Below are 12,670 nucleotides of genomic sequence, written 5' to 3' on the forward strand. Positions count from 1 at the left end.
TATCAATCACAGGTCTAACATTGGCTTCAGCAAATACTATTGCTGGTGAAGATTTCGCAAGCTATGACACAGATGGCAACGGTGCTATTAGCATGAGTGAAGCAAAAGTAAATACAGCGCTTATCGAACAGTTTAAAGACTTAGATGTAAACGCTGACGGAGAACTAAACGAAACTGAGTTCTCTAACTTTAAAGGTTAATTTGCGACTAGAGCCGCAATGAGAGACGGGCATAGTGAGGAGAATGGCTATGAAACTTAGAACGGTATGTGCAACGACCATAGGTGTATTGGTGAGTACGATGGCACTGGCAGCAACCTTGTCATTTCAAGATGTAGACAAGGATAAAGACGGGCAGATCAGCCAGCAAGAAGCATCAGTATCGTCAACACTACTTGGTCAGTTCGAGAAGCTAGATGCAGACAAAAATGGTCAGCTAAGTGCTTCTGAATTCTCTAACTTTAAAGGCTAGGAGGTCACAATGAAAAAGTTAGCAACAGCAATTACAGCCGCCACAGTACTTTTTGCCGGCTCAGCAATGGCAGCAGAATTTAACGATTTTGACTTAGACAAAGATGGTTTTATTTCTAAAAGTGAAGCGTCACTGTCAGAATCTCTTGCTTCAATCTTTGATAAGCTCGACAGCGACGGAGATGGCAAACTGTCTGAGAAAGAATTTAATCAGTAAGCAAGTGGCAATCCAAAGCGCCACGCCTCCCCAAGCTCGACTTTGTGGTCGGGCTTTTTTATTTCGAGCTACTAGACAGCTTAAGATGTAGATAGGGAATAGATTAACTTAATTCATTGATCCAACGAAGCTCGCGGATCCATTTCTGCATTTTAGGAAAGCCTTGCTTTGGGCAAGTCATATTCCACGCACTGAGTAATGGGTAGCCGAATCCGTTTCCTTCCTTAAAAGCAATTACGAAGCTAGCGCTAGCGCCTTTATAGCCATCCTTATGTAATACGACCTCTAGAGGCAATCCAATATATTGGATTGCGGCAACCGACCAAGCAATGGCGGCCATTTCTTCGCCTTGCATGGCTTGTTTCTCTCGGCCATTTTTTAGGCCATTTTTATACACATCTTTATGAAGTTGGCCGCGGAATATTGGCTCGCATACGGCGATATGGCCAGCTTCGTGCAATATATCACCTGGATATCGCAATTTCTCATTATCAATATAGAGCGTGCCCATTACCGTTTTTAGACCCGGTAAAAACGTATTTTCCTCGACTTCATGAAATCGAAAAGGTAGCTGGATTTCGGTGAGAAAATCACAAATGCGTTTAGTATGCTCGTGCATGGTAATTCCTTTAATTGGCCAACTTACATTTTTAAGTGAGTTTAACCTAATGTTTCATTTGCGCAAATTACCATAAATTACAACTTATTATAGAGGTAGCTTGATCACCGCTAGCATCTCACCATCGTCTTCATTGATTCCAATTTCTTGAAAGCCAAAACTTGCGTAAAATGGTTTGGCAACGGGGTTACTTGGTACATAACAGATTTCTATGGTGGCAAGGTTTGGTGTCTGCTTGATTTCTTCGAGTGCGAGGGTGAGTGCTTTACGCCCAATCCCTTGTTGCTGAAATTGCTGATCAACCATAAAGCGCCAAATGGAGATGCGCTCTATACTCTCTTGTACCCACATTAGCATCCCAACAGCTTCATCATCTTGATAAATTGCGCGTGTGGTATAGCCATCATTAAATTTTGATTCCACGATGGAAAACATGTTGCAGGCTACCAAATCTTGCTGCTCAGGGCTGACATCTAAATCGCAAATGGCTTCGTAGTTTTGTTTATCAATGGCTCTTAGAGAGATATTCATCACGGCGTCCTTGTATTGTTATAGAAACACTATTTCAAATATGGTTGTTTTGGCAAGAGAAAGTTTGCTTTATTAGCCGCACAATCATTGACCGTTAAGCGCTTCTTCCCCACACTGGAAAGCACCTTCGGCTTTATGTCGTTTTGCCTAAAACAAGGACCTTGTGATGCAGCTTACCAGATTACTTAATATCTCCATTCCTATGATCCAAGCGCCAATGGCAGGTGTGCAAAATTGGCGCTTAGCGGTCGCAGCGACCAATGCCGGAATACTCGGCTCAATCCCTTGTGGGATGCTGAGTAAAGAGCAGGTCGTTGTAGAAATTGAGCATTTTAAAGCATATGCTTCAGGCCCATATAACCTTAACTTTTTTTGCCATGAGATGCCGGAGCCTGACCCTTATCAGCAAGACAAGTGGAAGAAAAAGCTGGCTTCATATTACGATGAGCTTGAGTTAACACCTACTGATGAAATGGGGATCTTAAGACGCCCATTTGATAGGGAAATGGCTGAGGCCATTGCGCCTTATAAACCTCCCGTGATCAGTTTTCATTTTGGGCTTCCTGATACTGAACTGGTCGAGCTCGTAAAATCGTGGGGGACGACTATTTTGTCTTCCGCAACGACCTTGGAAGAGGGAATATGGTTAGCTGAAAATGGTGCAGACATTGTGATAGCGCAAGGGATTGAAGCGGGTGGGCATAGGGCAACCTTCACCGAGACAAAACTTGAGTCTCAACTGCATACTCGACAATTAGTAACTATCCTTAGTGATGCGCTATCTGTGCCTGTAGTGGCTGCCGGGGGGATTGCTTCTCATCATGATGTTACTATGATGCACGAATTGGGTGCCTGTGGAACACAAATCGGCACCTGCTTCTTACTGTGTGATGAAGCAAGCACCTCTTTGGTACATCGTGATGCACTTAAATCACTGGCTGAGCCGTCTGCCGTGACCAATGTGTTTTCTGGTCGCCCTGCCCGTGGGATTGAAAATCGGCTAATGATAGATCTTAACTTCATTAACGAAGACGTACCGACTTTTCCATATGCATCAGCTGCTTTGACGCCATTGCGCGCTGCTGCTGAAAAGCAAGGATGCGGCGATTTTAGCCCCCTTTGGGCAGGCGTTAACCGCCAAGGTTGTATGGAAGTCAGTACACAAGAGATGGTAGAATATCTATGGAATGTTAAATAAAATATTTAAATTAACAAATTTGACACATTTCGAGTTTATGCTCTAGCGTTTTATGACAAGGCCAACTCTGTTGTGCCTTGCTCTTTGTTACCTACGTAAGTCGATTATTTGCTTGGGTGACGTATTCGTTATGACAATAATAAACACGGAGTCGTGCATGAGACATTCTATTTTAACCGCAGCGTTATTTGCCTCTTTTTCATCACTGGCAACCCCTACTTGCCCAAGTATTACCGCATTAGAAACCCATTATGCTGCACCTAATATGGTCAAGCGTAGCTTTTCTAGCTCGTTTAACAAATACTTATCTTGGTTGCCGAGTTACCATATGGTGCACGATCAAGTAACCGCTGCCGGTGCTTCAACTCAGATCACTGCTAAATTTGACTACGGTAGCATCACTCATAAAGACTTGGAATTCGAGTCGGTGGAGTTTTACTACCGTGCTGAGTCGGACACAAATTGGCAGTATCTTGGTGAGCAAACAACCAATGGCGATGGCAAGGCGTTTATCACCTTGCCCGAGTTATCGGCAGGTCAGTATCGTATATATGCAGGCGTACCAGCTGATGGCACCGGTGCACAAGGTTATGTCACGGTTGTTGAGCCAGGCACTCAAGCGGTCCTGTTTGACATCGATGGCACATTAACCGAATCCGATGCCGAGCAAATTGGCGACTATACCGGAATAGATCATGCCGACCCCAAAGATGGCGCTTATGATTTAGTTCGTCACTATCTTGATTTGGGCTATCAACCCGTATTTTTGACAGCCAGAGTGTATTGGTATGCTAAAGGGACGCGCGGTTGGTTAAATTGGATGGGCTTACCGCAAGGCTTTCTACGCACATCACTCAGTAATGAAACCAGTTTGTTTAAAACAGCAGAATATAAAACTGCGGAGATTAATCGCTTAAAGGCGCAGGGCATTGATGTCGTTCGTGCTTATGGTAATGCCAAAACAGATGCTGAAGCCTTTATCAAAGCCGGGATCCCAGCTTCAGAGGCGTTTACTATTGGTTCTGATGCCGGGTATTACGGTACCACAGCTATTACCGGCAATAGTTACCAAGTGCATTTAGGTGAGCTCACAACTTATCCTTATGCTGACTGCTTGTAGACCTTATCCTCGATTGAATCTAATTTTTAGAAATTCTCAAAAGGAGCCGTATTTTGGCTTCTTTTGGGGGTACCCTGTGCGTGCTAACCTCTGGGCCTAGGTACTAACTTACACTGCCATTATTTACTTTTGTTTACGTAACATTCATCAAAATTTCATTTTTCACACTATTCTGGCTTGACCTCTGACCATTGTAATCTAAAGTTTATTTGTTACTAAATTGTAATAATTGGAGCAAGTACATGAAAAGGTTAATTCTCAGCGCCCTGCTTGGGTTGCTATCGATCGTTACCTCTCCCGCCCACAGCGGTGAGGAATTAGAGTATCCCGTGGTATTAGTTCACGGTCTGTTTGGTTTTGATAATCTGCTCGGAGTAGATTATTTTTATCGCGTACCACAAGTGATCCATGATGAAGGAGGGCAGGTTTATGTTGCAGAAGTATCATCAGCCCATAATTCAGAATTGCGTGGTGAGCAACTACTAGAGCAAGTTGCGTTGGTTCGAGCATTAACGGGTAAAGACAAAGTTAATTTAATTGGTCACAGCCAAGGCGCGCAAACTATTCGCTACGTTGCCTCAGTTAAACCTGAGTGGGTGGCCTCAGCGACTAGTATTGGTGGCGTAAACTGGGGTAGCCGTTTTGCTGATGTTGTTCGCGGTGGAGTAGACAATGGTTCATTTTCGGAGCAGTTTTTAGCGTCGCTTGCTAACGGCCTTGCGGGGTTAATTGATTTGCTATCTGGTAAAGCCACCGCACCAAAAGACGCACTCGAAGCACTAGGTGCTTTGACCACGGCTGGCACATTAGCATTTAACCAAAAATACCCAGAGGGTGTGCCAAGTCATTATTGTGGCGAAACGCAAAGTCTAGCGAGCAATGGCGTGCATTATTTTTCATGGAGTGGCAGCAAAGCATGGACCAACGTATTTGACCCCGCTGACAACGCACTTGCACTGTTCTCTCAAGTTTTTGATGAGGCCAACGACGGCCTAGTATCAGCTTGTTCTAGTAATTTAGGTCAGGTGATCAATAACCAATTCAAAATGAACCATTTAGATCAGGTAAACCACACCATTGGTATTCATCACTTGTTCGAAACAGACCCATTAACCGTTTATCGCCAGCATATTCGCCGCTTAAAAGGTTTGGCGCTATGAAAAAGTGGGGCCTTTTGCTAATCATTTTGACTATGCTGTCGCTGGTTTATATCGAGAGTGAACAGCAAGAGACGCCGCGTCATGTTCCCCGGTTCGCGGAGTTATCTGAGCTGAAAAATGATGCGCATAAGGTCCCACAACCCACAAGGAGTGCATCTGTAAGCGTACATTGTGAGACCATTAATAAACAGCATAAGCATCAAATCGACGATTGGCTTTTTGAGCTACAAAACCATAACCAAGCCGAGCAGTGGCAAGCTTATCTGGAATTATTACCACAATGCCTTCACGAAGTTGCAGGTCTCTACGTGCAATTTAAGCAGGCCTTAATTGATGTGGATACGCATCTTAATCTACTAGAACGTGTTGAGCTGCTACACGCACTGCAGCGGCAATTTTTTACGGATGAAGTGATAGCAGTTTGGTTTGAAGATGCTAATGCGTGGGATACGCAAGCTTTGAGTCGCTGGCAAATTTTGTCAGACGCATCTATATCTGAATCGCAAAAGCAGCAATTAATTGAGACGCATATCAGTGGGCTTCCAAAGCGTGAACAAGTGTTATTTCAAACCTCAGCCCAGTTACACACCCTAAACGCAAACTGGCAGCAAAAACACTATAACGAACTAAGTGCTGAATATGGCGATAAAGCCGCAACTCGTATACTTGAAGTCCAGAAGCAACAACAGCATTGGCAGCAAAAACTACAAAGCTTTATGCTGCAAAAGCAAAATATTCTAGCCGAGCTTGGTGATAGCCAAATCGCAAAAGAAAGAGTCGAGTTACTACTCAAACAAACCTTCACGGAGAACGAGCAAAAGCGAGTTGCTGTATTGGTTAAGTGATAATTTTTTAGTTATTGATAAGATGTATAGGCCGGTTACATGGAGCAGCCGAACCAGCAGCCATGAGCCCATCTTGATAACTGGTCAATACAATCAAACAAGCAGTAAAACATGAAAATTGAACCAAACCTGTGGCAGCTTTATTTACAAGTATATTTTCAACCGTTACGGCCAACCCGCTTTGATACACGGGGCGCTATCTTGAGCCTTTGGAATCCACATGGAAAGGTACTTTGTAAAGATGAAAATCAGCGCTTATCACGATTTTGGCAAGGGGCTTTACAGCGCGCAAATGTGCCTTATCAGTTGCTGTGGGGCGGTGATCAGCAAATGCAATATCGAGAGTTAAGTGTTTATATAAAGTGTGATTTAGCATCGGGGTTTCGGTGGGCGGCACGATTAAACCAATTGGGACTTTATTTTGTCGAAAATAATCACTTGCACCTCTATAACAGTAGCGATAAAGCACAAAGCGATGTGGTGACGGATAAGTTCGCATCTCGGCTTTGCTTTGTAGCATTGCCTAAAAATAACTCTGGATGTCTAGCTGCGCGAGGCGCTGTTTAGCCGTTTAATAACAGGGCTATCGATAAAGATAATGCTCAGTTGAGAGAACGAGTGAAGAGGCGATTCAATCAAGTCGCCTCACGCCGTTTCACCGATTTCTTCATCCACCAAGCTTTTTATTTCCTGCCTCACCCACTGGTGGATTGGGCTATTGTGATGAATGAGATGCCAAAATTGTTCAACTTGAAAATCGGCAGTGTGGAACGGTAAATCGGCTACCGTGATGTCATAACGTCTACTTAAATGAGTGACCAGACGCTTTGGTAAAGTGGCAATCAGATCCGTGTTAATCAATAACTCCGGCACCATCGAAAAATGTGGCAAAGATGCCACTACTTCTCGCTGAGCACCCAACCTTTTTAGCTCATGATCCATATCCGTTTTGCACAAGCCATTACCAGAAACGATTAGATGTCGGCTCTGGCAATAGCGCGCTAACGTCATGGGCTGATGAGCCCATTGATGCTGACAACACATTACTATGGCATAATTATCATTAAATAAACGCTGTTTAAATACGTTGGTAGGTGTCTCATCTGTGGAATACAGTAATAAATCCGCCACCTTTTCCAAGTAGTCATGAAGCGGTATAAACGAGTTGTAAGACACAATTTGTAATTTCAAATTTGGAGCTCGCTGTTGAAAGCGCGCCAACAATTTCGGCACAATCATCATCATTTCGAAATCCAGCGCCCCTATAGTGAACACGCCCGAGTATTGCAGAGGGTCAAACTCATCATCCACCAACATATGACGAATTGTAGTGAGTGATAGTTCCAGTTCGCTACGAAGGCGCTCGCCTTTTGCAGTTAAACGGTACTCATTTTTCACCTTTACCAACAATGGATCACCAAATTGCTTTCGCAAGCGCATCAGGGCTCGGCTCACTGCTGGCTGGCTCATGTTTAATGCATGAGCGGCTTGACTAATATGCTTGTGGATCAACACCTTCTCTAAGATCGTTAACAGATTTAAGTCAATACTGCGTAGATTCAACTCAGGTACACCCATGCCATCACCGTATAAAATTATGCGTAAATGATCTACATACTATAACAAACATGCATTTTTGATATGTTTGTTTTTGTTTTATCTTTTTTTCATCTTATTGAGGAGAGAAAAATGAAACTACCCACCCTAGCTTTAACCCCTATTGCTGCTGCAGTGTTTACTTTTAATGTCAGTGCGATAGGCCATGACCATAATAACCAACACGCGATTTTATTCCCTGGTGAAACGGCTCAACTCGAAGTTGAACCATCAGCAAAGCACTCGCTAAAAATCGGCCAAAAAATCAATAACCTTTATGAACGCCAGTTTGATGACAGTAAATTCACTGTACAGAAATTGGGTAAAAACACCTACTGGATCGGAGTAAATTACTACAACGCTACCGTTGTGGTGTCCAAAGACTCGGTGTTGCTGATTGACCCTCTTGGTGATGGTCGTATTGATGCGCTGTTTCGAGGTATTCAATCCATCACCAATAAGCCGATCACTGCTATTATGTACTCTCATTATCACCTAGATCATGTAGGTGGAGGTAATCAACTTATTGACTTAATTAAGAAAAATTACCCAAGGGTGGGGCGTGTCCGTGTTATCGCGAGTCAAACCGTTGCTGACAAGATCAACCTTCACGCTGAATTGAACGAAAACGGTGTGAGAACCCCTAAAGTTCCTGCACCAAATGAAATGTACGATTTGAAAAGAGCTAGAACGGTCAAATTTGGCTCAATAAGGCTGAAGATGATGGCACCAGAAGGTTCTGGTCACACACCGGATAACACGATGATTCTAATTCCAAGCGATCGCGTGCTGCATTTCGCTGACATGATTAACCCTGATCAGCTGCCGTTTTACAATTTTGCGGGAGCGGAAGATTTCCATGGTTACGAAGTGGATCTACAAAATCTTCTGAGGAAACCGCTCAGTAAGCACTGGAACTTTATTAATGGCGGTCATGGCAATATAGGTTCAAAAAAGGACGTAAAAGATCTGCTGGAATACATTGCTGATGTTAGAACGGAAGTCGGTAAACAATTAGAAGTTGCGCCCTACACCCCAGTTTTTAGTGACGGCAACCACTTCATTTGGTTCAAACGCTGGCAAGAAGAGATCATCAATAATGTGCATTCCGAGCTAGCGAACAAATATGGGCACATGTATGGTTTCGATTCAGGTGCGGTGGAAACCCACGCAGCCATCATTTTGGCTGATATGATTGATCATTAAGTTCACTCGGCGCGCTAAGCGCCGATTTTTTGTGCATCAACTAAATTGAAGAACTGGCTCTCTACCTATTACATAAAGCCAACTACCCATGGCCAGTCAGATAAATTATCAACCATATTTGTCTACACGAGGGTCTCTAGTACCTGAAACTAATTTACAAATTGTCTGGTGAAAACACTGCGGGCATGTGGTGCGAAAACGCATGTTAGCTATATTTTGACCTTAGTAGATGTGCAGCACGAATAAAAAACAGGGCCTAAATCAGGCCCTGTTTGCTCTACTTAATTGGTTTATTTTAAGTCAAAGCGGTCTAGTTGCATTACCTTCACCCAAGCGGCGATAAAATCGTCTACAAACTTCTGTTTGGCATCGTCCGATGCATAGACTTCGGTAATTGCGCGAAGCTCAGAGTTAGAACCAAAGATTAAATCAACCGGTGTTGCCGTCCATTTTATCTCTCCAGTTTTACGGTCACGGCCTTCGTATAAGCCTTCTTGCCCCTCTACCTTTGACCATTTAGTCGACATATCTAGCAGGTTAACAAAGAAGTCGTTGCTCAACTGACCTGGTTTGTCAGTAAATACACCGTGCTCTGCGCCTTTGTAGTTTGCGTCTAAGCTACGTAGGCCGCCTAATAGTACCGTCATTTCAGGTACAGATAAGTCCAGCATATTGGCTTTGTCTACTAACATTTCAGTTGGTGACATAAACGCTTCATCACTGTAATAGTTACGGAACGCGTCTGCCTTTGGCTCCAGATAGCTAAATGATAAGACGTCCGTTTGTGCTTGTGAGGCATCGGTACGGCCCGGTTTAAACGCTACATTTACTTTGTAACCTGCGTCGTTTGCGGCTTTTTCAACTGCTGCAGAACCACCTAATACAATCAAGTCGGCAATAGAGACTGCTTTTTTGCCAGCGCGCTTATTAAAGCGGGTTTGAATGTCCGTCAATGTAGCTAGCACTTTGTTTACTTCGTCAGGGTTGTTTACCTCCCAACTTACCTGAGGCTCGAGGCGTAAACGGCCACCGTTTGCACCACCACGCATATCAGTAACACGGTGGCTAGATGCTGCCGACCATGCCGTTCTGATCAGTTCTTGCTTTGTTAGACCTGAGTTCAAGATTGATTTTTTCAGTGCGCTGATGTCCTTGTTATCAATCATCTTGTAATCCGCTTTTGGAATTGGATCTTGCCAAGTCAGTACTTCGCTTGGTACTTCTGAACCCACATAACGGGCTCTTGGACCCATATCACGGTGGGTCAATTTGAACCAAGCCTTCGCGAACGCCAACTCATATTGCTTTGGATCTTTGCGGAAGCGTTCAATGACCTTACGATATTCAGGGTCAAATTTTAATGCTAAATCCGTGGTGAACATTATTGGTGCATGGCGTTTACCTTCAATGTGGGCGTCTGGCACTAGGTTTGCCGCAGCTTTGTTGTCAGGGATCCATTGGGTCGCACCTGCTGGGCTTTTTGTCATTACCCAGTTGAAGTTCATTAGGTTGTCGAGATAATTGGTTGACCATTGAGTTGGTGTGACCGTCCAAGCCCCTTCTAAACCGCTTGTTGTGGTGTCTGCACCTTTACCCGTGCCGCATTTATTTTTCCAACCTAGGCCTTGTGCTTCAATCTCTGCTGCGGCTGGTTCTTTACCCACACAATCAGACGGCTTTTTCGCGCCATGTGCTTTACCAAAGGTGTGACCACCCGCGATAAGTGCGACCACTTCTTCGTCGTTCATGGCCATGCGACCAAATGACATGCGAATATCTTTTGCGGCAAGTAATGGGTCTGGTTTACCGTGTGGGCCTTCAGGGTTGACATAAATAAGTCCCATTTCAACTGCTGCCAATGGGCCCTTTAGTTTACCTTTTTTGTCACGACGCTCGTCTTTTAAGAAAGCATCTTCTGGCCCCCAATAAACTAAATCAGGTTCCCAATCGTCTTGACGGCCACCGGCGAAACCAAAGGTCTTAAAGCCCATTGACTCAAGCGCAACGTTGCCCGCTAAGACCATTAAGTCTGCCCACGATAGGCTACGGCCGTATTTTTGTTTAATCGGCCACAATAATCGTCTTGCTTTGTCTAAGTTCGCGTTATCAGGCCAGCTGTTTAACGGATCGAAACGTTGTTGGCCACCTGCCGAGCCACCACGGCCATCGTGTACACGATAGACCCCAGCGCTATGCCATGCCATACGGATCATAAAGGGACCATAATGACCCCAGTCGGCAGGCCACCAGTCTTGCGAATCAGTGAGTGTTTGCTCAATGTCTTTTTTGACTTGCTTAAGATCTAGTTTGCTAAATTCAGCGGCATAGTCAAAGCTTGCGCCATAAGGGTTGGATTCTGGGCTGTGTTGTCTTAATGGGCTTAGGTTTAGTTGTTCTGGCCACCAAAATTGGTTGGTTTTCGCTTCGCTCATTGCAGCAAAGCTCGGGGCTGATAGCGTTGTTGTTACTGCGAGCGCTACGGCAGACAACATCGTTCTAGATTTTCTATTCATGGGGTTTTCCCTCGTAATTAAAGTGTGTCTCAAACTGCGTGTTAAACTTTAGTTCACAAATTAAAAAGAGAAAATCCAGAAAAACAAATTGGTATGTTCGGAAAAATAAATCGATAAAAAATCTAACTTATCAAAGTGTTATATTTATTTTCTATAGCAAGAATATTTTTGAAGTAAAACTTTAATTTAGTCTTTTGCAATAATTGGCTTAAAACAGAAAGCTTGTAAGATCATATTGAATTTTGGTAGCTAGCTAGGTGCACAAAGATAGTGCTTAATAGTCTCGTAATTGTATTGGGTATGAAAAAATATACGGCGGAGTAATGAGTCCTACTCCGCTTTATTCGCCAATATTGAAAATAGCAATGGAACTTGATGCCCTTTACTCAATAACTGAAAGCCTTGTCCAGACACTGCCTCTAAACCTTCAAAGCAGTTATATGGACTAAAAGGGTGCTCATCGAAGTGGGTAATTGTAAGACCAGCTTGCATTAAGGACTGCATCACTTCGGCGATTGAGTGTGGCCAAGTCGCAATGGTTTGTTTGCTATCTTGGTGGTTTTCGGTATAGGTTGATTCTTCGCTAATATCAGGCTGAGTTTGTGGGAAATAAGGGTAACCCAAATGAAGGTCAATGCTTGGGTGAAACTCCACGAAACAAAACTGACCGCCGGGCTTCAATGCACGGGCAATAGTGGCAGCCCACTGAGATAAATCTTGCAACCAGCAGATGGTGCCATAGGATGCAAAGACAATGTCGAATTGTGTGGTATTCTCAAGCCCAAATTGCGCGATATCCTGACAGATAAAACTGGCATCAAGCCCAGTTTGCTGAGCCAATGTATTTGCTCGGGTAATGGCTTCTGTCGAAAAGTCGACACCTGTTACCTTAGCCCCCAGCCTTGCGAATGACAGGCTATCTAAGCCGAAGTGACATTGTAGGTGAAGCAGACTCTTGCCTGATACATTACCAAGTAGCTCACATTCTATGGGATTGAGTGAAGAGGTACCTTGTAAAAAGCGATTGACGTCATAAAACTCAGAGTCAAAATGTGCCTTGGCTCGTTCTTCCCATGCCGCACGATTGAGAGAGACATAATCCATATTGAATTCCCTATTTTTGTGGATTTTCTTTAACAATAAACAAGTTAGATAAATTAGTAAAGAAACCGAGGCAAGGCTGCCCCGGCTTGGT

14 protein-coding genes are annotated in these 12,670 nt (G+C 43.9%); 9 read left to right on the forward strand and 5 right to left on the reverse strand.

Annotated elements, in window-relative coordinates; all coding sequences use genetic code 11:
- The 3 genes from L3V43_RS22380 to L3V43_RS22390 all read left to right on the forward strand — a co-directional run.
- The coding region (locus L3V43_RS22380) for an EF-hand domain-containing protein (protein ID WP_237117423.1) at positions 1–200 on the forward strand (200 nt) is incomplete at its 5' end.
- A 49-nt stretch (positions 201–249) separates the two neighbouring features.
- A complete protein-coding gene (locus tag L3V43_RS22385) occupies positions 250–471 on the forward strand; it encodes a crotonobetainyl-CoA--carnitine CoA-transferase (protein WP_010375684.1) in 222 nt (73 codons plus the stop codon).
- Positions 472–480: 9 nt separating this feature from the next.
- Positions 481–687, forward strand: a complete 207-nt coding sequence (locus tag L3V43_RS22390) for an EF-hand domain-containing protein (protein ID WP_010375685.1) — start codon at positions 481–483, stop codon at positions 685–687.
- Positions 688–790: 103 nt separating this feature from the next.
- Here L3V43_RS22390 and L3V43_RS22395 read toward each other — a convergent pair whose 3' ends face one another.
- Both L3V43_RS22395 and L3V43_RS22400 read right to left on the reverse strand, forming a co-directional pair.
- Entirely contained in the window at positions 791–1,306 is a 516-nt protein-coding gene (locus L3V43_RS22395; protein ID WP_237117424.1) for a hypothetical protein, read from the reverse strand.
- A gap of 87 nt (positions 1,307–1,393) precedes the next feature.
- Positions 1,394–1,837, reverse strand: coding sequence for a GNAT family N-acetyltransferase (locus L3V43_RS22400; protein ID WP_095729096.1), 444 nt, complete (start codon positions 1,835–1,837; stop codon positions 1,394–1,396).
- Positions 1,838–2,003: 166 nt separating this feature from the next.
- Here L3V43_RS22400 and L3V43_RS22405 point away from each other — a divergent pair, with 166 nt between their 5' ends.
- The 5 genes from L3V43_RS22405 (at position 2,004) to L3V43_RS22425 (ending at position 6,727) form a co-directional block, all read left to right on the forward strand.
- A complete protein-coding gene (locus L3V43_RS22405) occupies positions 2,004–3,035 on the forward strand; it encodes a nitronate monooxygenase (protein WP_237117425.1) in 1,032 nt (343 codons plus the stop codon).
- A 157-nt stretch (positions 3,036–3,192) separates the two neighbouring features.
- A complete protein-coding gene (locus L3V43_RS22410; protein WP_237117426.1) occupies positions 3,193–4,155 on the forward strand; it encodes a phosphatidylinositol transfer protein in 963 nt (320 codons plus the stop codon).
- 242 nt (positions 4,156–4,397) lie between these two features.
- Positions 4,398–5,315 (forward strand): triacylglycerol lipase, encoded by a 918-nt coding sequence (locus L3V43_RS22415; protein WP_174169637.1) that lies wholly within the window; start codon positions 4,398–4,400, stop codon positions 5,313–5,315.
- Complete coding sequence (locus L3V43_RS22420; protein ID WP_102058287.1) at positions 5,312–6,160, forward strand: lipase secretion chaperone; 849 nt, start codon at positions 5,312–5,314, stop codon at positions 6,158–6,160. Before L3V43_RS22415 ends, L3V43_RS22420 begins: the two co-directional genes overlap by 4 nt.
- 111 nt (positions 6,161–6,271) lie before the next feature.
- Positions 6,272–6,727 (forward strand): DUF3293 domain-containing protein, encoded by a 456-nt coding sequence (locus L3V43_RS22425; protein WP_237117427.1) that lies wholly within the window; start codon positions 6,272–6,274, stop codon positions 6,725–6,727.
- A 78-nt stretch (positions 6,728–6,805) separates the two neighbouring features.
- Here the strand turns inward: L3V43_RS22425 and L3V43_RS22430 are convergent, their stop codons facing one another.
- Positions 6,806–7,738: a LysR family transcriptional regulator gene (locus L3V43_RS22430; RefSeq protein ID WP_237117428.1), complete on the reverse strand. Its 933-nt coding sequence runs from the start codon at positions 7,736–7,738 to the stop codon at positions 6,806–6,808.
- A 111-nt stretch (positions 7,739–7,849) separates the two neighbouring features.
- Here L3V43_RS22430 and L3V43_RS22435 point away from each other — a divergent pair, with 111 nt between their 5' ends.
- Positions 7,850–8,962, forward strand: a complete 1,113-nt coding sequence (locus L3V43_RS22435; RefSeq protein ID WP_237117429.1) for a VarG family subclass B1-like metallo-beta-lactamase — start codon at positions 7,850–7,852, stop codon at positions 8,960–8,962.
- 290 nt (positions 8,963–9,252) lie between these two features.
- Here L3V43_RS22435 and katG read toward each other — a convergent pair whose 3' ends face one another.
- Both katG and L3V43_RS22445 read right to left on the reverse strand, forming a co-directional pair.
- On the reverse strand, positions 9,253–11,475 hold the full coding sequence (gene katG / locus L3V43_RS22440; RefSeq protein WP_235368462.1) for a catalase/peroxidase HPI: 2,223 nt from the start codon (positions 11,473–11,475) through the stop codon (positions 9,253–9,255).
- Between the two features lie 330 nt (positions 11,476–11,805).
- Complete coding sequence (locus L3V43_RS22445) at positions 11,806–12,579, reverse strand: class I SAM-dependent methyltransferase (protein ID WP_174169631.1); 774 nt, start codon at positions 12,577–12,579, stop codon at positions 11,806–11,808.
- Between the last annotated feature and the right edge of the window lie 91 nt (positions 12,580–12,670).

This window comes from Pseudoalteromonas sp. L23 (assembly GCF_021728455.1).
In the GTDB taxonomy this organism is placed as follows: domain Bacteria; phylum Pseudomonadota; class Gammaproteobacteria; order Enterobacterales; family Alteromonadaceae; genus Pseudoalteromonas.

Coding starts and splice junctions, on each gene's coding strand:
- L3V43_RS22420 (WP_102058287.1), top strand. CDS start 5,312: ATGAAAAAGTGGGGCCTTTTGCTAATCATTTTGACTATGCTGTCGCTG.
- katG (WP_235368462.1), bottom strand. CDS start 11,475: ATGAATAGAAAATCTAGAACGATGTTGTCTGCCGTAGCGCTCGCAGTA.
- L3V43_RS22445 (WP_174169631.1), bottom strand. CDS start 12,579: ATGGATTATGTCTCTCTCAATCGTGCGGCATGGGAAGAACGAGCCAAG.
- L3V43_RS22430 (WP_237117428.1), bottom strand. CDS start 7,738: ATGGGTGTACCTGAGTTGAATCTACGCAGTATTGACTTAAATCTGTTA.
- L3V43_RS22400 (WP_095729096.1), bottom strand. CDS start 1,837: ATGAATATCTCTCTAAGAGCCATTGATAAACAAAACTACGAAGCCATT.
- L3V43_RS22405 (WP_237117425.1), top strand. CDS start 2,004: ATGCAGCTTACCAGATTACTTAATATCTCCATTCCTATGATCCAAGCG.
- L3V43_RS22390 (WP_010375685.1), top strand. CDS start 481: ATGAAAAAGTTAGCAACAGCAATTACAGCCGCCACAGTACTTTTTGCC.
- L3V43_RS22385 (WP_010375684.1), top strand. CDS start 250: ATGAAACTTAGAACGGTATGTGCAACGACCATAGGTGTATTGGTGAGT.
- L3V43_RS22410 (WP_237117426.1), top strand. CDS start 3,193: ATGAGACATTCTATTTTAACCGCAGCGTTATTTGCCTCTTTTTCATCA.
- L3V43_RS22435 (WP_237117429.1), top strand. CDS start 7,850: ATGAAACTACCCACCCTAGCTTTAACCCCTATTGCTGCTGCAGTGTTT.
- L3V43_RS22395 (WP_237117424.1), bottom strand. CDS start 1,306: ATGCACGAGCATACTAAACGCATTTGTGATTTTCTCACCGAAATCCAG.
- L3V43_RS22415 (WP_174169637.1), top strand. CDS start 4,398: ATGAAAAGGTTAATTCTCAGCGCCCTGCTTGGGTTGCTATCGATCGTT.
- L3V43_RS22425 (WP_237117427.1), top strand. CDS start 6,272: ATGAAAATTGAACCAAACCTGTGGCAGCTTTATTTACAAGTATATTTT.